Raw genomic sequence first — 20,753 nt, forward strand, 5'->3', positions numbered from 1 at the left:
TTATAGATGAAAGACAATATTTTTAAAAAACCAATTTCAAAACAGTTCGAATTTGATGAAAGCGTAGCAACGGTTTTTGATGATATGATATCCCGCTCTGTTCCGTATTATGAAATTTCTCAAAGCTTAAGTGTGGATATTTTATCAAAAATACTAAAAGAAAATGCCGTAGTTTGTGATCTTGGTTGTTCGACTGCTTCAACTTTATTAAAATTATATGATTTAAGAAAAGATTTGATTTTCTACGGATACGACAATGCCCCAAAAATGCTTGAAATAGCTAAAAATAAGTCCATAGCATATGGTGCAAAAATAGTGTTTAAAGAGTGCGACATACTTGATTGTGAGTTTGTAAAAAGTGATGCGTTTATTTTAAATTATACTTTGCAATTTATCAGACCTATAAAAAGAGATGAGTTTATAAAAAAACTTTATAACAATTTAAACGATGATGGGGTATTGTTATTTTCCGAAAAACTTGTTTTTGAAGATAAAAAATTTACAAAAAATATTATAGAAATTTATGAAGATTATAAAGAAAAACAAGGATATAGTAAATTTGAAATATCTCAAAAAAGAGAAGCATTGGAAAATGTTTTGATTCCATATACTCAAGAAGAAAATTATCAAATGGTAAAAAATGCTGGATTTAAAAATATTGAATGTATATTTAAGTGGGCAAATTTTGCAGTTTTTTTAGCTTTTTAACAAAAATTTTTATGTTTTTTATATATTTTTGTTACAAAGTATTGACATAGATTATTTTTTAAGATATAATTTGCTTTCACGATTTAAGGATGCTGGTGTAGCTCAGTTGGTAGAGCTACTGCCTTGTAAGCAGTAGGTCGGCGGTTCAAGTCCGTTCACCAGCTCCATTTTGTGTAACAGTGTTTGACCAGACAATAAAAGCAATATTTTGAGGTGAGATACTCAAGAGGCCAACGAGGGCAGACTGTAAATCTGCTGACTATGTCTTCCGTGGTTCGAATCCACGTCTCACCACCATTGCTACATGCGGGAGTAGCTCAGTTGGCTAGAGCATCAGCCTTCCAAGCTGAGGGTCGCGGGTTCGAGCCCCGTTTCCCGCTCCACTTTTGGATACCTAAAACTGGGAGCTGTAGATATCTTAAAACAGTTTACTAGCCATGGTTTCCATTATAGTTGTTTGTGAATAAGAAGCGAAACTCTGCTTTGCCTTGACACTTAAAGTGCTCATATGGCTCAGAGGTAGAGCACTTCCTTGGTAAGGAAGAGGTCGCGGGTTCAAGTCCCGCTATGAGCTCCACGCTAAGTATTGCTTATATACACAAACTTGATATTAAAAAAATATATCATAAGACGGAGGAAGAAATGGCTAAAGAAAAATTTACACGTAACAAGCCACACGTAAACATTGGTACTATTGGTCACGTTGATCATGGTAAAACTACTTTAACAGCTGCTATATCTGCGGTTCTATCAAGAAGAGGTCTTGCTGAGCTTAAAGATTATGACAATATTGATAATGCGCCTGAAGAAAAAGAGCGTGGTATTACTATTGCTACATCACACATAGAGTATGAAACAGAAAAACGCCACTATGCGCATGTTGACTGCCCTGGTCACGCTGACTATGTTAAAAACATGATTACTGGTGCTGCGCAAATGGATGGTGCTATTCTTGTATGTTCAGCTGCAGATGGTCCAATGCCACAGACTAGAGAGCATATTCTACTATCAAGACAAGTTGGTGTTCCATACATAGTTGTTTTCTTAAATAAAGAAGATATGGTTGATGATGCTGAGCTTATAGAGTTGGTTGAAGTTGAGGTTAGAGATTTATTAAATGAATATGATTTCCCTGGAGATGATACTCCAATCGTAATAGGTTCTGCTCTTAAAGCTTTAGAAGAAGCAAAAGCTGGAACAGAGGGTGAATGGTCTGCTAAAATTATGAAACTTATGGATGCTGTTGATAGCTATATCCCAACTCCAACAAGAGATACAGATAAAGATTTCCTTATGCCAATCGAAGATATCTTCTCAATTTCTGGTCGTGGTACAGTTGTAACAGGTAGAATTGAAAAAGGTGTAGTAAAAGTTGGCGAGACTATTGAGATAGTTGGTATTAGACCTACTCAAACAACAACAGTTACTGGTGTTGAAATGTTTAGAAAAGAGCTAGATCAAGGTGAAGCTGGAGATAATGTTGGTATCTTGTTAAGAGGTACAAAAAAAGAAGATGTTGAAAGAGGTATGGTTTTATGTAAACCAAAATCAATCACTCCTCACAAGAAATTTGAAGGCGAAGTTTATATTCTTACAAAAGATGAAGGTGGTAGACATACTCCTTTCTTTAGTAACTATAGACCACAATTTTATGTTAGAACAACAGATGTAACAGGTTCTATATCTCTTCCTGAGGGAACAGAGATGGTTATGCCTGGTGATAATGTAAAACTTACAGTTGAACTTATAAACCCAATTGCTCTTGAGCAAGGAACTAGATTTGCGATTCGTGAAGGCGGTCATACAATCGGTTCAGGTGTTGTTTCAAAAATAATAGAATAAATTTTTAGACAGGGCATTTACCCTGTCATTTTGTATTGAAGGAATATTAATATGGCAAATTCTAGTAGAGTTAAAGTAGGTTTAAAATGTTCTGAGTGTGGAGATATAAATTACTCAACATACAAAAACACAAAGACAACTACAGAAAAGTTAGAATTAAAAAAATATTGTCCAAGATTAAAAAAACATACTATTCACAAAGAGATAAAACTAAAATAGTGGGCGAAAGCCATTTAGGGCAGTAGCTCCAACGGTAGAGCGCCGGATTCCAAATCCGATGGTTGGGGGTTCGAATCCCTCCTGCCCTGCCATTTGATAAGGTTATATATGGAAAAGTTAATAAGTTATTTTAATATGTCAAAAGCTGAGTTAGGAAAAGTTATATTTCCTACAAAAGAGCAAATGAGAAATGCATTTATCACTGTTGTTATAGTGGTTACTGTAATATCTCTATTTTTAGCTTTGGTTGACCTGATTATGTCTTTTAGTATTTCAAAACTAGTATAATAAAGTGTAGGATTTATAATGGGACATAAATGGTATGCTATTCAAACTTATGCTGGCAGCGAGATGGCTGTTAAAAGAGCTATTGAAAATTTGGTAAAAGTTAGAAATATAGAAGAAAAATTAAGAGATATTTTAGTTCCAACTGAAGATGTTTTAGAATTCAAAAATGGTAAAGAAAAGATACAAGAAAAAACTCTTTACCCTGGTTATTGCTTTGCTTGTTTAGATCTTGATACTGCTTTATGGCATGCGATACAATCACTTCCAAAAGTTGGAAGATTTATTGGTGAAGCTATGAAACCAACGCCACTAGGCGATAAAGATATTGCTACTATTTTAGAAAAAACCAATAAAAGAGCAGCACCTAAACCTAAAATATCATTTGATGAGGGTGAAAATGTTCGCATCAAAGAAGGACCATTTGCTAATTTTATAGGTATTGTAGAAGAGTATGATATGGTTCATGGCAAGTTAAAACTTAATGTTTCTATATTTGGTAGAAGTACACCAGTTGAAATTTTATATTCACAAGTTGAGAAGATAATATAAGGAGAAAAGTTTATGGCTAAGAAAGTTGTAGGCGAAATTAAATTACAAATTGCCGCTACAAAGGCTAATCCAAGCCCACCTGTTGGACCAGCTCTTGGACAACAAGGTGTAAATATAATGGAGTTTTGTAAAGCTTTTAACGAAAGAACAAAAGATATGGCTGGATTTAATATACCAGTTGTTATAACTGTTTATGCAGATAAAAGTTTTACTTTTATAACCAAACAACCACCTGTTACAGATCTTATAAAAAAAGCAGTAGGTATATCTAAAGGTTCTGATAATCCACTTAAAAATAAGGTTGCAAAGATTACTAAAGCACAAATTTTAGATATAGTTGACAAAAAAATTGCTGATTTAAATACTAATGATAAAGAACAGGCTGCTAAGATTGTTGCAGGCTCAGCTCGTTCTATGGGTGTTCAAGTAGTAGAATAAACCTTTTTACCGCCAAGGTTTTAAATAAGGCGGAAGCACTTTTATAAATGCGGAGAAAAATAATGGCAAAAGTTACTAAAAGATTTAATGAATTATTAAAAAAAGTTGATTCTAATAAAACATATAGTTTAAGTGAAGGTATTCAAACTGTAAAAGGACTATCATCTGCTAAATTTGATGAGACAGTTGAGATTGCTTTAAAATTAAATGTAGATCCAAGACATGCTGATCAAATGGTTAGAGGATCAGTTGTTCTTCCTGCTGGAACTGGAAAAAAAGTTCGTGTAGCTGTTATAGCAAAAGATGCAAAAGCAGATGAGGCAACTAAGGCTGGTGCAGATATAGTTGGAAGCGATGAGTTGATTGAAGATATCCAAAAAGGTATTATGAATTTTGATGTTTTGATAGCAACGCCAAATTTAATGGGATTGGTCGGTAAAGTTGGTAGAATACTTGGACCAAAAGGTCTAATGCCAAATCCAAAAACAGGCACAGTTACAATGGATGTAGCATCTGCTGTAAATAATGCAAAGAGCGGACAAGTAAATTTCCGTGTTGATAAACAGGGAAATATACATGCAGGTGTAGGTAAGGCTAGTTTTAGTGTGGAACAACTTAATGACAATATTTCAACTTTTATAAAAGCTATAAACAAGCATAAACCATCAACTGCTAAAGGTAGATATGTTAAAAATGCTTCTTTATCACTTACAATGAGTCCTTCTGTTGTTCTTGATACTCAAGAAGTTATGGATTTAAAATAATTTTTTAATAATTATATCTTAGATTAGAGATAGCCGAGGCTCTGTAAGCTTAATTGGGTTTATCCCTCTCTGCTTGAAATTGCTGGTCGGAAAGGAGTTAAAATGATAAGAAGCGAAAAAGCAAAATTAGTTTCAGAATTACAAGAAGAATTTTCATCATCTGAAGCTATTGTTGTATGTGACTTCAAAGGTTTGAGTGTTAAACAACTTGAAATTTTGCGTGCAAGTGCCAAAGAAAAAGAAGTTAATGTTCAAGTTATAAAAAATACACTTGCAAAAGTTGCTCTTAAAAAAGCTGGTATAGAAGCTTTAGATTTTAGAGATACAAACATTTTTGTTTGGGGAAAAGATCAACTTGCAGTTACAAAAGTTGTTGCTAAATTTGAAGAAACAAATAATCTTTTCAAGATTAAAACAGCTTATATTGAAAATGAAGTTGCTAGCGTTGAGAAAGTTGTGGCTCTATCTAAAATGCCAAGCCGCGATGAGCTTATTGCTATGCTTTTACAAGTGTGGAATGCGCCTTTACAAAATTTTGTTATAGGACTAAATGCACTTAAAGAGAAAAAAGCACAAGAAAGTGCATAAAATTTAGGAGAATAAAATGGCAGTTACTAAAGAAGATGTTTTAGAGTTTATTTCAGGTCTTTCAGTTCTTGAGCTTTCAGAGCTTGTAAAAGAATTTGAAGAGAAATTTGGTGTTAGCGCAGCTCCAGTTGTTATGGCAGGTGGTGCAGCAGCAGGTGGTGCAGCAGCAGCTGAAGAGAAAACTGAATTTGATGTTATCTTAACAGACGCTGGCGATAAAAAAATTAATGTTATTAAAGTTGTTAGAGCTCTTACTGGTCTTGGACTTAAAGAGGCTAAAGATGCAACAGAAAATACTCCTTCAACAATTAAAGAAGGTATCAGCAAGGCTGATGCTGAAGAGGCTAAAAAACAGCTTGAAGAAGCTGGTGCTAAGGTTGAACTTAAATAATATGTGGAAGGGATTTGTTTCCCTTCCAAAATACGATGCCAATTTTTGGCTAAATGCTTTTCTTTCAAATAAATACCAAGAGGTAGTCGCATGTTAAACAGCTTACGCTCTGGAAATCGTCTTAGAGTTAATTATTCTGATATAGCTAGTGAGATTGATGTTCCAAATTTATTAAAATTACAAAAAACAAGTTTTAGTTATTTCTTAGATTTAAATGCAAAAACTGCTGGTAGCGGTCTTGAAAAAGTTTTTAAATCGATATTTCCAATTCACGATCCACAAAATAGACTCACATTAGAGTATGTTGGTAGTGAGCTTGGCAAACCAAAATATACAGTTAAAGAGTGCATTCAAAGAGGTCTTACATATTGTGTAAATCTCAAAATGAAAATTAGACTTATATTACACGAAAAAGATGAAAAAACCGGTGAGAAAATCGGTATAAAAGATATAAAAGAACAAGATATTTATATCCATGATATTCCTCTTATGACAGATAGAATATCATTTATAATAAATGGCGTTGAAAGGGTTGTTGTAAATCAACTTCATAGAAGCCCAGGCGTTATTTTTAAAGAAGAAGAAAGTCCAACTGTTGTAAATAAACTTATTTATACTGCACAAATTATACCAGATAGAGGCAGTTGGTTATATTTTGAATATGATGCAAAAGATGTATTATATGTTAGGATAAATAAAAGAAGAAAAGTTCCAATTACTATACTTTTTAGGGCTTTAGGATACACAAAACATGATATTATAAAACTTTTTTATCCTATAAAAACAATTTATATTAAAAACAATAAATTTCTAACAGATTTTGATCCAAATGATTATTTAAATAGAGTTGAATACGATATAAAAGATGAAAAATGTAATGTTGTTCATAGTGCTGGTAAGCGTCTTACAAAGAAAAAAGCTGAAAAAATGCTTGAAGATGGTTTAAAGATGGTAGAATATCCAGCTGATATTTTGATAGATAGATATCTTTCATCTCCTATTATTGATAGCCAGAGTGGAGAAGTTATATATGATATACTTTCTCAACTTGATGAAAATAAATTAGCCAAAATTCTTGAAACACAAACAAGTATTCAAATAGCAAATGATAGAGCAAGTGGAGTTGATAACTCTATAATTAATTCCTTCATTCAAGATGCTGAGACTCTTAAGTTATTAAAGCAAACAGAAGGTATTGAAGATGAAAATGACCTTTCTGCTATAAGAATCTATAAAGTTATGAGGCCAGGAGAGCCTGTTGTAAAAGAAGCTGCAAAAGCTTTTATGCATGATCTTTTCTTTAATCCTGAAAGATATGACCTAACAAAAGTAGGTCGAATGAAAATGAATCATAAGCTTGGATTGGATGCACCTGAATATATCACAGTTTTAACAAGTGAAGATATCATAAAAACTGCAAAATATCTTATAAAAGTTAAAAATGGTCAAGGTTACATAGACGATAGAGATCACTTAGGAAATAGACGAATTAGATCTATTGGAGAGCTTTTGGCAAATGAGATTCATCTAGGTTTTGTTAAAATGCAAAAAGCTATAAGAGATAAATTTACGGCAATCAGTGGCAATATAGAAGAAATTATGCCTTATGATTTAATTAATCCAAAAACCATAAGCACAACTTTGCTTGAGTTTTTTACAAGCGGACAGCTTAGTCAGTTTATGGATCAAACAAACCCACTTAGTGAAGTTACACACAAAAGAAGACTTTCTGCACTTGGCGAGGGCGGTTTAGTAAAAGAAAGAGCCGGATTTGAAGTTAGAGATGTTCATCCAACTCATTATGGAAGAATTTGTCCTATCGAAACTCCAGAAGGTCAAAATATCGGTCTTATAAATACACTTTCTACTTATGCAAAAGTAAATGACCTTGGTTTTGTTGAAGCACCTTATAGAAAAGTTGTAGATGGAAAAGTCACTAATGATATAGTTTATCTTACTGCAACTCAAGAAGAAGGACTTGTTATAGCTCCTGCATCAGCAAAACTTGATGATAAAGGAAATATTTTAGATGAAATTTTGGAAGTTAGAAAAGATGGAGAGACTATTCTTGCTAAAAGAGAAGAAGTAAGTTTAATAGACCTTTGTTCTGGAATGATTGCTGGTGTAGCCGCTTCGCTTATTCCATTCTTAGAACATGATGATGCTAACCGTGCACTTATGGGTTCAAACATGCAGCGTCAAGCTGTTCCTCTACTAAAAACTACGGCTCCTCTTGTTGGAACTGGAATGGAAGCAATTATTGCAAGAGATTCTTGGGAGTCTATAAAAGCTAAGCGTTCTGGTATAGTAGAAAAAGTTGATAGTAAAAATATATTTATTTTAGGCGAAGATGAAGATGGTCCTTACATTGATCATTATTCTTTAGAAAAAAATTTAAGAACTAACCAAAATACAACTTTTGGAGAATATCCTATAGTAAAAAAAGGTGAGTTTGTTGAAGCAAATCAAATAATTGCTGATGGTCCTAGTATGGAAAAAGGTGAGCTTGCTTTAGGAAAAAATGCACTTATAGCTTTTATGCCTTGGAATGGATATAACTATGAAGATGCCGTTGTTATGAGCGAAGGTATGATTAGAAAAGATGCATTTACGAGTGTTCATATTTATGAAAAAGAGATAGAAGCTAGAGAACTAAAAGATGGCGTTGAAGAGATAACAAAAGATATACCAAATGTAAAAGAAGAGGATTTAATTCATCTTGATGAAAGCGGTATTGTAAAAATAGGAACTCAAGTAACTCCTGGTATGATTTTAGTTGGTAAAGTTAGTCCAAAAGGAGAAGTTAAACCAACTCCTGAAGAGAGATTATTAAGAGCTATATTTGGCGAAAAAGCCGGACATGTTGTTAATAAATCGCTTTATGCTGGTGCTTCTATGGAAGGCGTTGTAGTAGATGTTAAGATATTTACTAAAAAAGGTTATGAAAAAGACAATAGAACTTTAAAAGCATATGAAGATGAAAAATCTGTATTGGAAAAAGAGCACCATGACAGACTTTTGATGCTTGATAGAGAAGAGATGTTAAAAGTTACAAGTTTGCTTTCTAAAAAACCTTTAAATCAAGATCAAGTTATTGGAGATATTGAGTATAAAAAAGGCTCTTTTGTTCCTGTAGATGTTTTAGAATCTATGAATAGATTTACTCTTAATTCTTTTGTAAAAAGCTTTGCTAAAAATATACAAAAGCAGTACGATGATTTAAAAAATTATTTTCAAAATGAGAAAAAGAAATTTAAAGAAGATCATGACGAAAAGCTTGAAATTTTAGAAAAAGATGATATTTTGCCAAGCGGAGTTGTTAAGCTTGTAAAAGTTTATATTGCTACAAAAAGAAAGCTTAAAGTTGGTGATAAAATGGCAGGACGCCACGGAAATAAAGGTATTGTTTCAAATATAGTTCCAGAAGTTGATATGCCTTATCTTCCAAACGGCAGACCAGTTGATATAGTATTAAATCCGCTTGGTGTTCCAAGTCGTATGAATATAGGTCAAATTTTAGAATGCCATTTAGGCTTGGTTGGATGGAAACTTGGTGAGCAAATAGATAAAATTTTAGAAGAAAAAACAGGTGAGTGGCTAAAAGACTTAAGAAAAAGAATGATTGAAATTGCATCTTTATCAAAATTGGCAGATGCTAAAAAACTTCTAAAAGATATGAGCGATGAAGATCTTCTTAAATATGCAAGAGATTGGTCAAAAGGTGTTAAATTTGCAACTCATATATTTGATGGCGTAAATGTAGATGATTTTGCAAAACTTTTTGAAATGGCTGGTATTGATTCTGATGGTAAGACTATACTTTATGATGGAAGAACCGGAAGTAAAATAAACGAAAGAGTTCATGTAGGTTGTATGTATTATCTTAAACTTCACCATCTTGTTGATGAAAAAGTTCACGCAAGAAGCACTGGTCCATACTCTCTTGTTACTCAACAACCAGTTGGCGGTAAAGCATTATTTGGTGGACAAAGATTTGGAGAGATGGAAGTTTGGGCATTAGAGGCTTATGGTGCTGCTTATACTCTAAGAGAAATGCTAACTATAAAATCTGATGATGTTGATGGAAGATTAGAGGCTTATAAGGCTATAACAAGAGGAGAAAATGTCCCAGTTACAGGTATACCTGAAACATTTTTTGTTTTGACAAATGAACTTAAGTCATTAGCACTTGATGTTGAAATTTTTGATGAGGTAGATGAAGATGAGTGAGTTAAGACCTATAGATATTAAAGAAGAAGATAGACCAAAGGATTTTAAAGCATTTCAACTTATGCTTGCAAGTCCTGAAAAGATAAAATCTTGGAGTCATGGCGAAGTTAAAAAACCAGAAACTATAAACTACCGAACACTAAAACCAGAAAGAGACGGTCTTTTTTGTGCTAAAATTTTTGGTCCAGTAAGAGATTATGAATGTCTTTGTGGTAAGTATAAAAAAATGCGTTATAAAGGCATTAAATGTGAAAAATGTGGTGTTGAAGTAACTACATCTAAAGTTAGAAGATCTAGAATGGGACATATTGAACTTGTTACTCCGGTTGCTCACATTTGGTATGTAAATTCTCTTCCAAGTAGAATAGGAACTTTGCTTGGCATAAAAATGAAAGATTTAGAAAGAGTGCTTTACTATGAGGCATATATAGTAGAAACTCCAGGTGATGCGTATTATGATAATGAAAATACAAAAAAAGTAGAGCAATATCATGTATTAAATGAAGAGCAATATCAATCTTTACTCGATAGATACTCAGATAGCGGTTTTAAAGCTAGAATGGGCGGAGAGGTTATTAGAGATCTTTTAAGTAGTTTGGATTTAATAGATATTCATAATAATTTAAAAGAAGAGTATGCATCTACTAACTCAGAAGCTAAGAAAAAAACTTTAGTAAAAAGACTTAAAGTTATAGAGTCATTTTTAGAAAGCGGAAATCGTCCTGAGTGGATGATGATAACTAATTTGCCTGTTCTTCCGCCAGATCTTAGACCTCTAGTTGGTTTAGATGGTGGTAAATTTGCAGTTTCTGATGTAAATGATCTTTATAGAAGAGTAATAAATAGAAATAGCCGTTTAAAAAGACTTATGGAACTTGATGCTCCTGAGATTATTGTTAGAAATGAAAAAAGAATGCTTCAAGAAGCTGTTGATGCACTTTTTGATAATGGCAGAAGAGCAAATGCTGTAAAAGGAGCAAATAAGCGTCCTCTTAAATCTCTAAGTGAGATTATCAAGGGTAAACAAGGTCGTTTTAGACAAAATCTTCTTGGAAAAAGAGTTGATTTTTCAGGTCGTAGCGTTATTGTTGTTGGCCCGCATTTAAGGATGGATCAATGCGGTTTGCCTAAAACTATGGCTTTAGAGTTGTTTAAACCACATCTCATAGCAAGGCTTCAAGAAAAGGGTTATGCTACAACGGTTAAACAAGCTAAAAAAATGATAGATGATAAAAATAATGAAGTTTGGGAATGTTTAGAAGAGGTTGTTAAAGATCACCCTGTTATGTTAAACCGTGCTCCTACGCTTCATAAACTTTCTATTCAGGCATTTCATCCAGTTCTTGTAGATGGTAAGGCTATTAAACTTCATCCATTAGTTTGTTCTGCATTTAATGCTGACTTTGATGGTGACCAAATGGCGATACATGTGCCGCTTTCTCAAGAAGCTATTGCAGAATGCAAGATAATGATGTTAAGTTCTATGAATATTTTGCTTCCTGCAAGTGGTAAAGCCGTTGCCGTTCCATCGCAAGATATGGTTTTAGGAATTTATTATCTTTCTTTGATTAAAGATGGTGCACTTGGAGAGAATAAAATTTTTGGAAATGTTGATGAAGTGAGACTTGCTGTTGAATATGGCTACCTTGATCATCATGCAAAATTAAAAACTATCATAGATGGCAAGACTATATTTACAACAGCTGGAAGACTCATTATAAAATCAATCATTCCTGATTTTGTTCCAGATGATATGTGGAACAAAATTATGAAAAAGAAAGATATTGCAAATTTAGTTGATTATGTATATAAAAATGGTGGATTTGAAGTAAGTGCAAGTTTTCTTGATGCTCTTAAAGATCTTGGTTTTAGATATGCAACAAAAGCTGGAATTTCGATATCAGTTGATGATATCATTGTTCCACACAGTAAAGAAAAATATATTCAAGATGCCAAAAATCAAGTTAAAGAGATACAAAATCAATATGGTGCAGGACTATTAACAGATTCTGAAAGATATAATAAAATAGTTGATATATGGACCGATGCTAGTAATAAAGTCGCAAGTGAGATGATGAAACTAGTTAAAGAAGATAAAAATGGCTTTAACTCTATTTATATGATGGCAGATAGCGGTGCTAGAGGTAGTACAGCTCAAATTAGACAGCTTGCTGGTATGCGTGGTCTTATGACAAAGCCAGATGGAAGTATTATTGAAACACCTATTATCTCAAATTTCCGTGAAGGACTAAATGTTTTAGAGTATTTTATCTCAACTCATGGTGCTAGAAAAGGTCTTGCTGATACTGCGTTAAAAACTGCAAATGCTGGTTATCTTACAAGAAAACTTATAGATGTTGGTCAAAATGTAAAAGTAACTATGCATGATTGTGGAACTCACGAAGGCGTAGAAATAACTGAGATTACAGAAAATGGCGAATTAATAGAAAGTCTAGAAGAGAGAATTTTAGGAAGAGTTGTAAGTGCTGATGTTATAGATCCTATAACAAATGAGATTTTGTTTAGCGAAGGAACTCTTATAGATGAAGAAAAAGCAAGAGAGATAGTTGATGCTGGTATAAAATCAGTAAGCATTAGAACTCCTGTAACATGCAAAGCTAAAAAAGGTGTATGTGCTAAATGTTATGGTATAAATCTTGCTGAAGGCAAACTTGTAAAACCTGGCGAAGCAGTTGGTATTATATCAGCTCAATCAATTGGCGAACCAGGAACTCAGCTTACACTAAGAACATTCCATATCGGTGGAACTGCTTCAGCTGGGCAACAAGCTAGAAAAATTGAAGCTAGTAAAGAAGGCTTTATAAGATATTATAATGTTCAGACTTATGAAAACAATAAAAAACAAATTGTTGCAAACAGAAGAAATGCTGCCGTTCTTTTGGTTGAACCTAAAATAAAAGCGGCATTTGATGGTGTTATAGATATTGATATGGCTCATGATGATATTAGTATTATTTTAAAAGGCAAAAAAGAAGAGGTAAAATATACTCTTAGAAAACAAGATATTGCCAAACCAAATGAACTTGCCGGTGTTAGTGGAAAAGTTGAGGGTAAATTTTATATATCATACAAACCAGGCGATAGCGTAAAAGAAAATGAGAGTATAGTTGAGGTTATAAAAGAGGGCTATAACATACCTAATCGTATTCCTTATGCAAGTGAACTTATGGTTAAAGATGGTGAGCCTGTAACACAAAAGATTGTTTCTGGTGCTAGCGGTATACTTAAATTTTATATTTTAAATGGCGATTATTTGCAAAGAAAAAAAGATATTAAAAAAGGGCATCTTGTAAATGAAAAAGGTCTTTTTGTTGTTGTTGCAGATGAAGATGATAGGGAAGCTATAAGACATTATATACCAAGAGAGTCTATAATAGAATTTGATGATAGCTCTACTGTGGATGTAAAAAGTATCATAGCTAAACCTAAAAAAGAAGAAAAAACAGTTATAGCTCAATGGGATCCATATTCAAATCCTGTTATATCAGAAGCTGATGGTAAGGTATCTTTTGAACAAATTGAAGCAGATAGAAGTGTTACAGCACAATACGATGAAACAACAGGGCAAACCCGTCTTGTAATAAATGAGTATTTGCCAAGTGGTATAAAACCAACCATAATTGTTACAACAGCTGATGGTAAAATGCTTAAATACCCGCTTGAGCCAAAAACGGCTATTTTTGTTGATGAGGGCACAATTGTAAAACAAGCAGACACGCTTGCAAAAACACCTAAAGCTATAGCAAAATCTGAAGATATCACAGGAGGTCTTCCTAGAGTTAGTGAGCTTTTTGAGGCAAGAAGACCTAAAAACGCTGCAATTATTGCAGATATTGATGGTGTAATAAGATTTGATAAACCTCTTAGATCAAAAGAGAAAATCATTATAGAGGGCACAGATGGTAGAACTCATCAATATCTTGTAGATAAAGATAGAAAAATTCAAGTTAGAGATGGTGAGTTTGTTCATGCTGGAGAAAAGATTACAGATGGTGTTATAAGTAGCCACGATGTACTTAAAATATTGGGTGAAAAAGCACTTCATTATTATTTGATTAGTGAAATTCAACAAGTTTATCGCTCTCAAGGTGTTGCAATAGCTGATAAGCATATAGAAATCATAGTTTCACAAATGCTAAGACAGGTTAAGATTGTAGATAGTGGAGATACAAATTTCATAGTTGGTGATTTAATAAGCAAAAGAAAATTCCGCGAGGAAAATGCTAGAATTATGAAAATAGGTGGCGAGCCTGCTCTAGCAGAGCCAGTGCTTCTTAGTGTTACAAGAGCAGCTATTGGAAGTGATAGTGTTATATCGGCTGCTTCATTCCAAGAAACAACTAAGGTTTTAACAGAAGCCAGTATCGCTGGTAAATTTGATTATTTAGAAGATTTAAAAGAAAATGTTATTATCGGTCGTATGATTCCTGTTGGAACAGGTTTTCATCAAGATAAGAAATTAAAACTTATATATCCAAAAGATAAAGAGTAGCACAAAAAAGGAGAGAAATTTTCTTTCCTTTGTTTAATTTATAAATTTATACTCATTAAAAAGGAGAAAATAAATGGCATATTCTATGGGAGATTTAAAAAAGGGACTAAAGATAGAATTAGAAGGTGTTCCTTATAAAATTGTAGAGTATCAACATGTAAAACCTGGCAAAGGAGCGGCTTTTGTTAGAGTTAAAATAAAATCATATATAGATGGTAGAGTTTTAGAAAAAACTTTTCATGCAGGCGATAAATGTGAAACTCCAAATTTAGAAGATAAGCAAATGCAATATCTTTATGATGATGGTGAGTTTTGTCAGTTTATGGATACTACTACTTACGAACAAATCGCAATTAGCGATGAAGAGGTTGGAGAGAACAAAAAATGGATGCTTGATGGTATGATGGTTGATGTTTTGTTTCATAATGGTAAAGCAATCGGACTTGAAGTTCCTCAGGTTGTTGAGTTAAAGATAGTAGAAACTGCTCCAAATTTCCGTGGCGATACACAAGGAAGCAATAAAAAACCAGCCACACTTGAAACTGGTGCAGTTGTGCAAATTCCTTTTCATGTATTAGAAGGCGAAGTTATCCGTGTTGATACGGTTAGAGGCGAATATATAGAAAGAGCAAATAAATAATTTTTTATTTTGTATCTGTTTTAAATTTAAAACAGATACAAGTTTTTAAATTTAAATCATATCAATAAGCTTTAAAATTTCTCCATCATTAGGAAATCTAGGCTCATCCATATCTCTTTTTGAAAATATAATCTTTCCATCTACTTCAATTATGAAGTTACCGCCACTACCTGCTACAAGTTCTATCTTTGCATCATTATAGACGCTTTTTATTTCTTCTTCCACACGGGAAGCTTGTGGTCTATAAGATCAAGAATTACAATAAGTAATCTTTATATCCATCTTTTAACCTTTATTTTAAAATAAAAGTGCATTATAGTAAGTAAATTTAAATTTATTATAACATTGTATAATTACTAAAATCATATAAAGGAGTTTTTATGAAAGTAGCGATTATCTTAGCAACAGGTTTTGAAGAAATTGAAGCTGTTAGCATTATAGATATTTTAAAAAGAGGTGGTATTGATTGTGTTAGCGTGGGATTAGATAGAAGAAAAGTTACTGGGGCTCATAACATTACTGTGTATGCAGATATTGTATTAGATGATTTGCTTGTAAGCGAGTATGAAATGGCTATTTTGCCAGGTGGTTTACCAGGAGCAGATAATCTTGCAAATAGTAATAAGCTTTGCGAAATATTGCAATCTTTTGATGCGAACAATAAACATATCGGTGCTATTTGTGCTGCACCATTTGTGCTTGCTAAATTTGATTTAATTAAAAACTCATACACTTGCTATCCTGGTTTTGAGAAAAATGTGAATAAAAGTGGTTATATATCAAATCAAAATGTAGTTCGCGATCACAATATAATGACTTCTTGCGGTCCTGCAACAGCTATGGAATTCGGATTAGAAATTCTAAGAGAACTAAAAGGTGAAAAAGTATATTTAGATGTTAAAAATGGATTGCTTTTTGAGTAAATTTTACTTAAATTGTAACAAAATTTAAAATTTGTTAAATATTTTTTAAAATCTTACTCAAAATATGTATATTTTTGATATAATGCTTTATCCAAATTTAATTTGGAAAATAAAGCAAGGAATGTGTTCAGTGAATATTTATGTTGGTAATTTGTCATATCGTATGACAGAAGCAGAGCTAAGGTCTACTTTTGAGGCTTATGGATCAGTAAGTCGTGCAAAAATAGTAAAAGATAGAGAAACAAATCGCTCAAAAGGATTTGGGTTTGTTGAAATGGAAAATGTAAGTGAAGGCTCAAAAGCTATCGAAGCTCTAAATGATACAGAAGTAGGTGGTAGAAAACTCAGAGTTAATGAGGCTAGACCAAAAGATTAACAAAAGGAGTTGTTTGACTCCTTTTAGCAAGTATTATTAAGACACATTTTTATAAAAATTTGTGGCTTAGTCTCTCAAATTTTAAAAGCATTTATATCTAAATTTTGATGATTTTATGATAAATTTTGTGATGTATTAATCACCCTTTAAATCCTTTTATTGGTGTTTAAATTTCCATCTTTTTGTAATTATAGTGCAAATTGTGTTTATAGTTTTTTCGTATAGATATTTTGTATTTAAAATGAAACTGCTAATGCTTTCAAATGCAGTAGCTTTTTTAATATAGCAAAAGCTCTGATTAGCTAAGGCAGTAACTTTTAACACCTTGTTTTAAAGTTTTCAAAACTTCTCTGGGTTTGTGCTGCCTAGTAGCTATCTTTCGGGACTTTGATTTTGCTCATAGTATCTTTTTTAGTTTATATTATTTAAAATGAGCTGGTTAAATTTAACAAGTATATTAAATATTTCAAAAGCATAAAATTGATAAAATCATAATTTTAATTAAAACAAGGATTTAATATATGAAAAATGTTCTTAGTATAGCTGGTGTTGATCCAAGTGGCGGTGCTGGCATTATAGCTGATTTAAAGGTTTTTATAGCCCATGATGTTTTTGCTATGGGGGTTGTAACTGCTACTACAGCTCAAAACACACAAGGTCTTTTTGGTATGCAATTAATCGATACTAAAATGATAGAAGATGGCATAAAAAGAATTTTTGATGATATAAGAATAGATGCTATAAAAATAGGCGTAGTTCCAAGTGTTGAGATCATAAAAACAGTTGCAAATACTCTAAAAAGCATTCCAAATTTACCGCCTGTTGTACTTGATCCTGTTATGAGTTGCAAAAACGGAGATATTTGGTTAGAAGAAAATTCTCAAAAAACTCTTGTAAGTGAGCTTTTTCCAATATCTTATGTAATAACTCCAAATTTATATGAAGCACAGCAAATTTTACAAACCAAACTTACTAGCGAAGATGATTTTAAAGATGCTTGTATAAATTTAACTAAATTTGGTGCAAAAAATATTTATCTAAAAGCTGGTGATGTAAATGGCATTTCTTTGGATGTTTTCTATGATGGAAAAGATTTTGAATTATTAAAAACACCTAGAATAAACTCAAATCATACTCACGGAACAGGATGTTCTCTCTCAAGTGCTATTGCTGCAAATTTGGCAAATGGTGAAAGCGTAAAAAATGCTTGTAAAAAAGCAAAAGAATACATAACCGGTGCTATCTCTCATCCTGCTATGATAGGCTCAGGTTGTAATCCTATAGATCATTTTTATAAAAACCATATATAAAAACAATAAGGTAAATTTAGACATCACAAATGCCGAAATTTACCTTATTCATAATTTCGTATAATATATAAATTATTAATCCTAGTGCAATAAGAATCAAAATGCCATAAACATAAGTTTTGGCTATATAAGCTTCTTTATTTTGCCTTAGTTTATTTCTTTGTTTTATAAGTTCTTCTATCTGAGCATCTTTTTTCTTGCTTAATTCTTTTAGTTCATTTAGTGATTTTTCTATGGAATCTAACTTTTCTTCTTGTGTCATACAAACTCCTTTTAAATTATTTTAAATACTATTTTTAGAAAATTCTTTTATAGTGCTTTGATTTACCGGAACATTTATCATATTTAAGTTTGCATATCTTAAATCCTCTATAGTATAAAACGCCCAAGGGTTATTTTCTTTTATTAAAGGAAGTATATTGTCTATTTCGCAGCGTTTTATAACAACAAAAAGAATATTGATATCGCCATCATTTCCGTTTGCATTTATCATACTTACACTATATCCGCTATTTCTTAGCATTTTTGCTAAATTTACTGCTTTTATTTTTGGTATTATCCTAACTACGACATGCCCTAGTGCTAATTTTTCTTCAAGCAGTATGCCAAAAAGATTTCCAAGTGCAAAACCAAGGGCATACGCTATATAGTTTTGCCATCCATCAAGGTGTGCCATAACTTGAGTGATTGCTATAAGCCATATTAAAATTTCAAAAAATCCTAAAATAGGTGCTATTATCTTTTTACCTTTTGAAACAAGGATAATTCTTACAGTTCCAAGAGTAACATCTATAATTCTTGCCAAGCATATCAAAATAGGTATCCCAATATATCTAAAAAAATCACTTTGTAAAAATTCACTCATATAACACCTTTTAGTTTTTTATGATTTTACCAAATAAACAAAAAGTTTACAAATAATTATATCGGATAATTTTGAGTAGTTATATCAAAAGAAAATTAAATTTTTAGCACTACCTTGAAGATAGTGCTAAATTTTGTTAGTTAAAAGGTTTTTTATAATCAATTACTAATGCTCTATAACCGATTATATTTCCACCAACCATTTTGATTTCTAATTCTGGTGTTTTTGTGCCATATTTAAACTCATGAAGATATGGAGCAAGTTCTGCCGTGCCATTTCTAAATGCAACTAAATCCCCCATTCCAGCAGTAGCACTATAAACCATCATAGTATCTGTTTTAGGTATATATTCTGTTACCGAGGTTATTGGGCTATACCATTCAAGTCCTCTTTCTTTACCAAATTCCCAAACTTGTTTAACGGTCATATTTTTTTCATCAACTTCGTATTCAACTGCACGGCTGTATTTCATACTAACCATTGCAGGTTGCTCCATTCCGCGGCTATCTCCGTTATCAAAAGTGCTTATATGTCTTAGATGACCTTTTGATTTTTCTGGTATGACATAAGCAGTATGCTGTGTCCATGAGTAGTCAAATCCACCTTTTTCGCTTAAATATCCAGGGCAATGTGAGCCTTGTGCTTCACAAACTATCTTTTTGCCTTTTTCGTCAATTGGGGTTAGAATATATTTTTTATATTCATCGCTCCATCCCTCAGGAGAGCTTAAAATCCATTTTATTTTTTTATCTCTACCTATTTTTATTACAGCACTTTGGTGACGACTTGAAATAATGATACTATCATCGTATGGATCGTAATTAACGCTATTTACATGAGCCCAGTTTCTGCCAGGTCCAACACCTGCAACATCGCCAAATGGCATATTGTCGCTCTCTAACTCTTCTTTTGAGACTGTTTGTCCAGCTTTACTAGCATCTACATTCAAGCAAACTGCACCTTGATCCATTGCTAGGATATTGTTATCTCTATACGGATCTAAAATTTCACTTAAATTCCATTCATCTATAACATTTCCTTCTTTATCAAGTTCAACTATCACATCTCTAACAGTTCTTACATTTTTGCCGTCTTTGCGTTTCATATCTGAATCAGCAACACGCAATAAATATGTGCCTTTACTTGTTTCTTCTGCATGGTGTGAAAAATCAATGTATGAACGAGGAAGCATTCTATCAAAAACTTTACGACCCATTAAGTCATATTTTTTGTAAGTTTGACCCATGCCCCAGAGTAAATTTCCATCTGATGTTTGATCAAAGCCCATCATATTGCCTTTTTTTCTTATATCATAAGGGTCTCTAAATTTGCTTACATCAAGTTGCCACCTAATGTCACCATTTGTATCAATCATCCATACATAACTTTCATAATCCCATTCTAAGGCACCTCCAGCAGGATGGTTCCAAACAACTTGACTAGCATTTGGCAAAATTGAACTTAAATGATTCATTAGATATAAATTGTTTTTAACTTTAGGTGAAGCAGGGACTATAACTTCAGCTTTTGGTAAAAAGTTTTTTTGTGCAGTTCCTGAGCCATAAGTTGTAATCGGTGGTGCATAAATAGAGTATGTTTCGTTGATTTTTTGAGATTTTGCATTTTTACCGCCCGGCTCAAATCTTGTGTAACTAACTTCAACTGTATTTATAAAATCTGGATAAAGCCCAAAAATAGGAATTCCTGCATATTGCATAAGTTTTGTATCTGATACATTATATTGTATATCAATGCCTTTACTACCTTTGCCCTTAACCGTAACTTTGGCGTCTTTTATGTGATATCCGCCATCATTAATTATAGCAGTAAGCGGTGCTGTTCCATAAGGATTCATCACAACTGCACCTATTTTGCCAACAGCATTATATGTTTTTGGACCACTTGCTCCGCCAGCTGCGTAAATATCAGCAGGTGTTATACATACTAACAATCCTGCAACTAAGATTGATAAAGAAATCTTTGATTTCATATTGCATCTCCTTTTATAATATTTGTGTTATATTAATAATTTTAATTAACAAAATTGCAACACGAATATTAATATTTACTTAAAGTAAGATTTTATAAAAAACTGCTAAAATTATTTAT

At 32.6% G+C, this 20,753-nt stretch carries 19 protein-coding genes and 5 tRNA genes; 20 read left to right on the top strand and 4 right to left on the bottom strand.

Going from position 1 to position 20,753, the window contains the following annotated elements; translation table 11 throughout:
* Positions 1 to 6: 6 nt before the first annotated feature.
* From cmoA to efp, 17 genes are all read left to right on the top strand, one after another.
* The gene (gene cmoA / locus CSPT_RS02235; protein WP_089182111.1) at positions 7 to 708 is read left to right on the top strand and encodes a carboxy-S-adenosyl-L-methionine synthase CmoA; all 702 of its coding nucleotides are present in this window, start codon (positions 7 to 9) and stop codon (positions 706 to 708) included.
* Between the two features lie 91 nt (positions 709 to 799).
* Positions 800 to 875, top strand: a tRNA-Thr gene (locus tag CSPT_RS02240).
* 45 nt (positions 876 to 920) lie between these two features.
* Positions 921 to 1,005 (top strand) — tRNA-Tyr (locus CSPT_RS02245).
* A gap of 9 nt (positions 1,006 to 1,014) precedes the next feature.
* Positions 1,015 to 1,091 (top strand) — tRNA-Gly (locus CSPT_RS02250).
* 119 nt (positions 1,092 to 1,210) lie between these two features.
* A tRNA-Thr gene (locus CSPT_RS02255) sits at positions 1,211 to 1,285 on the top strand.
* A gap of 65 nt (positions 1,286 to 1,350) precedes the next feature.
* Entirely contained in the window at positions 1,351 to 2,550 is a 1,200-nt protein-coding gene (gene tuf, locus CSPT_RS02260; RefSeq protein WP_033916502.1) for an elongation factor Tu, read from the top strand.
* 51 nt (positions 2,551 to 2,601) lie between these two features.
* Positions 2,602 to 2,769, top strand: a complete 168-nt coding sequence (rpmG, locus tag CSPT_RS02265) for a 50S ribosomal protein L33 (RefSeq protein WP_033916501.1) — start codon at positions 2,602 to 2,604, stop codon at positions 2,767 to 2,769.
* Positions 2,770 to 2,785: 16 nt separating this feature from the next.
* Positions 2,786 to 2,861, top strand: a tRNA-Trp gene (locus CSPT_RS02270).
* 16 nt (positions 2,862 to 2,877) lie between these two features.
* Entirely contained in the window at positions 2,878 to 3,057 is a 180-nt protein-coding gene (gene secE, locus CSPT_RS02275; protein ID WP_033916500.1) for a preprotein translocase subunit SecE, read from the top strand.
* 15 nt (positions 3,058 to 3,072) lie between these two features.
* On the top strand, positions 3,073 to 3,606 hold the full coding sequence (gene nusG, locus CSPT_RS02280; protein ID WP_181892297.1) for a transcription termination/antitermination protein NusG: 534 nt from the start codon (positions 3,073 to 3,075) through the stop codon (positions 3,604 to 3,606).
* Positions 3,607 to 3,618: 12 nt separating this feature from the next.
* Complete coding sequence (gene rplK / locus CSPT_RS02285) at positions 3,619 to 4,044, top strand: 50S ribosomal protein L11 (RefSeq protein ID WP_089182113.1); 426 nt, start codon at positions 3,619 to 3,621, stop codon at positions 4,042 to 4,044.
* 62 nt (positions 4,045 to 4,106) lie between these two features.
* Entirely contained in the window at positions 4,107 to 4,808 is a 702-nt protein-coding gene (gene rplA, locus CSPT_RS02290) for a 50S ribosomal protein L1 (protein WP_089182114.1), read from the top strand.
* Between the two features lie 102 nt (positions 4,809 to 4,910).
* Positions 4,911 to 5,396: a 50S ribosomal protein L10 gene (gene rplJ / locus CSPT_RS02295; protein WP_089182115.1), complete on the top strand. Its 486-nt coding sequence runs from the start codon at positions 4,911 to 4,913 to the stop codon at positions 5,394 to 5,396.
* A gap of 16 nt (positions 5,397 to 5,412) precedes the next feature.
* Positions 5,413 to 5,787, top strand: a complete 375-nt coding sequence (gene rplL / locus CSPT_RS02300; protein ID WP_089182116.1) for a 50S ribosomal protein L7/L12 — start codon at positions 5,413 to 5,415, stop codon at positions 5,785 to 5,787.
* Between the two features lie 90 nt (positions 5,788 to 5,877).
* The gene (gene rpoB, locus CSPT_RS02305) at positions 5,878 to 10,017 is read left to right on the top strand and encodes a DNA-directed RNA polymerase subunit beta (RefSeq protein WP_089182117.1); all 4,140 of its coding nucleotides are present in this window, start codon (positions 5,878 to 5,880) and stop codon (positions 10,015 to 10,017) included.
* Entirely contained in the window at positions 10,010 to 14,530 is a 4,521-nt protein-coding gene (gene rpoC, locus CSPT_RS02310; protein ID WP_089182118.1) for a DNA-directed RNA polymerase subunit beta', read from the top strand. The genes rpoB and rpoC overlap by 8 nt, the downstream gene beginning before the upstream one ends.
* Before the next feature lie 73 nt (positions 14,531 to 14,603).
* Positions 14,604 to 15,170: an elongation factor P gene (gene efp / locus CSPT_RS02315; RefSeq protein WP_089182119.1), complete on the top strand. Its 567-nt coding sequence runs from the start codon at positions 14,604 to 14,606 to the stop codon at positions 15,168 to 15,170.
* 51 nt (positions 15,171 to 15,221) lie between these two features.
* On the opposite strand, the gene CSPT_RS02320 is transcribed toward efp, so the two are convergent.
* Positions 15,222 to 15,452 (bottom strand): SelT/SelW/SelH family (seleno)protein, encoded by a 231-nt coding sequence (locus tag CSPT_RS02320; protein WP_257789313.1) that lies wholly within the window; start codon positions 15,450 to 15,452, stop codon positions 15,222 to 15,224.
* Positions 15,453 to 15,550: 98 nt separating this feature from the next.
* Here CSPT_RS02320 and CSPT_RS02325 point away from each other — a divergent pair, with 98 nt between their 5' ends.
* The 3 genes from CSPT_RS02325 (at position 15,551) to thiD (ending at position 17,779) form a co-directional block, all read left to right on the top strand.
* Positions 15,551 to 16,093 (top strand): DJ-1 family glyoxalase III, encoded by a 543-nt coding sequence (locus tag CSPT_RS02325; RefSeq protein WP_089182121.1) that lies wholly within the window; start codon positions 15,551 to 15,553, stop codon positions 16,091 to 16,093.
* A 130-nt stretch (positions 16,094 to 16,223) separates the two neighbouring features.
* Positions 16,224 to 16,469, top strand: coding sequence for an RNA-binding regulator (gene rbp / locus CSPT_RS02330; RefSeq protein WP_033916490.1), 246 nt, complete (start codon positions 16,224 to 16,226; stop codon positions 16,467 to 16,469).
* Positions 16,470 to 16,990: 521 nt separating this feature from the next.
* Positions 16,991 to 17,779: a bifunctional hydroxymethylpyrimidine kinase/phosphomethylpyrimidine kinase gene (gene thiD / locus CSPT_RS02335; RefSeq protein ID WP_089182122.1), complete on the top strand. Its 789-nt coding sequence runs from the start codon at positions 16,991 to 16,993 to the stop codon at positions 17,777 to 17,779.
* A 16-nt stretch (positions 17,780 to 17,795) separates the two neighbouring features.
* Here thiD and CSPT_RS02340 read toward each other — a convergent pair whose 3' ends face one another.
* The 3 genes from CSPT_RS02340 to CSPT_RS02350 form a co-directional block, all read right to left on the bottom strand.
* Positions 17,796 to 18,041: a hypothetical protein gene (locus tag CSPT_RS02340; protein WP_089182123.1), complete on the bottom strand. Its 246-nt coding sequence runs from the start codon at positions 18,039 to 18,041 to the stop codon at positions 17,796 to 17,798.
* Between the two features lie 21 nt (positions 18,042 to 18,062).
* Positions 18,063 to 18,644, bottom strand: coding sequence for a DUF2179 domain-containing protein (locus CSPT_RS02345; RefSeq protein WP_089182124.1), 582 nt, complete (start codon positions 18,642 to 18,644; stop codon positions 18,063 to 18,065).
* Between the two features lie 136 nt (positions 18,645 to 18,780).
* Positions 18,781 to 20,634 (bottom strand): aryl-sulfate sulfotransferase, encoded by a 1,854-nt coding sequence (locus tag CSPT_RS02350; RefSeq protein WP_089182125.1) that lies wholly within the window; start codon positions 20,632 to 20,634, stop codon positions 18,781 to 18,783.
* Positions 20,635 to 20,753 lie beyond the last annotated feature (119 nt).

This window comes from Campylobacter sputorum subsp. sputorum (assembly GCF_008245005.1).
Lineage (GTDB): Bacteria > Campylobacterota > Campylobacteria > Campylobacterales > Campylobacteraceae > Campylobacter_F > Campylobacter_F sputorum.

Bases quoted from the DNA above. Each gene is read 5' to 3' on its own strand.
- rpoB (WP_089182117.1), top strand. From the start codon at position 5,878: ATGTTAAACAGCTTACGCTCTGGAAATCGTCTTAGAGTTAATTATTCT.
- CSPT_RS02325 (WP_089182121.1), top strand. From the start codon at position 15,551: ATGAAAGTAGCGATTATCTTAGCAACAGGTTTTGAAGAAATTGAAGCT.
- rpmG (WP_033916501.1), top strand. From the start codon at position 2,602: ATGGCAAATTCTAGTAGAGTTAAAGTAGGTTTAAAATGTTCTGAGTGT.
- tuf (WP_033916502.1), top strand. From the start codon at position 1,351: ATGGCTAAAGAAAAATTTACACGTAACAAGCCACACGTAAACATTGGT.
- CSPT_RS02340 (WP_089182123.1), bottom strand. From the start codon at position 18,041: ATGACACAAGAAGAAAAGTTAGATTCCATAGAAAAATCACTAAATGAA.
- secE (WP_033916500.1), top strand. From the start codon at position 2,878: ATGGAAAAGTTAATAAGTTATTTTAATATGTCAAAAGCTGAGTTAGGA.
- rpoC (WP_089182118.1), top strand. From the start codon at position 10,010: ATGAGTGAGTTAAGACCTATAGATATTAAAGAAGAAGATAGACCAAAG.
- CSPT_RS02350 (WP_089182125.1), bottom strand. From the start codon at position 20,634: ATGAAATCAAAGATTTCTTTATCAATCTTAGTTGCAGGATTGTTAGTA.
- rplK (WP_089182113.1), top strand. From the start codon at position 3,619: ATGGCTAAGAAAGTTGTAGGCGAAATTAAATTACAAATTGCCGCTACA.
- rplJ (WP_089182115.1), top strand. From the start codon at position 4,911: ATGATAAGAAGCGAAAAAGCAAAATTAGTTTCAGAATTACAAGAAGAA.
- rplL (WP_089182116.1), top strand. From the start codon at position 5,413: ATGGCAGTTACTAAAGAAGATGTTTTAGAGTTTATTTCAGGTCTTTCA.
- cmoA (WP_089182111.1), top strand. From the start codon at position 7: ATGAAAGACAATATTTTTAAAAAACCAATTTCAAAACAGTTCGAATTT.
- thiD (WP_089182122.1), top strand. From the start codon at position 16,991: ATGAAAAATGTTCTTAGTATAGCTGGTGTTGATCCAAGTGGCGGTGCT.
- efp (WP_089182119.1), top strand. From the start codon at position 14,604: ATGGCATATTCTATGGGAGATTTAAAAAAGGGACTAAAGATAGAATTA.
- CSPT_RS02345 (WP_089182124.1), bottom strand. From the start codon at position 18,644: ATGAGTGAATTTTTACAAAGTGATTTTTTTAGATATATTGGGATACCT.
- rplA (WP_089182114.1), top strand. From the start codon at position 4,107: ATGGCAAAAGTTACTAAAAGATTTAATGAATTATTAAAAAAAGTTGAT.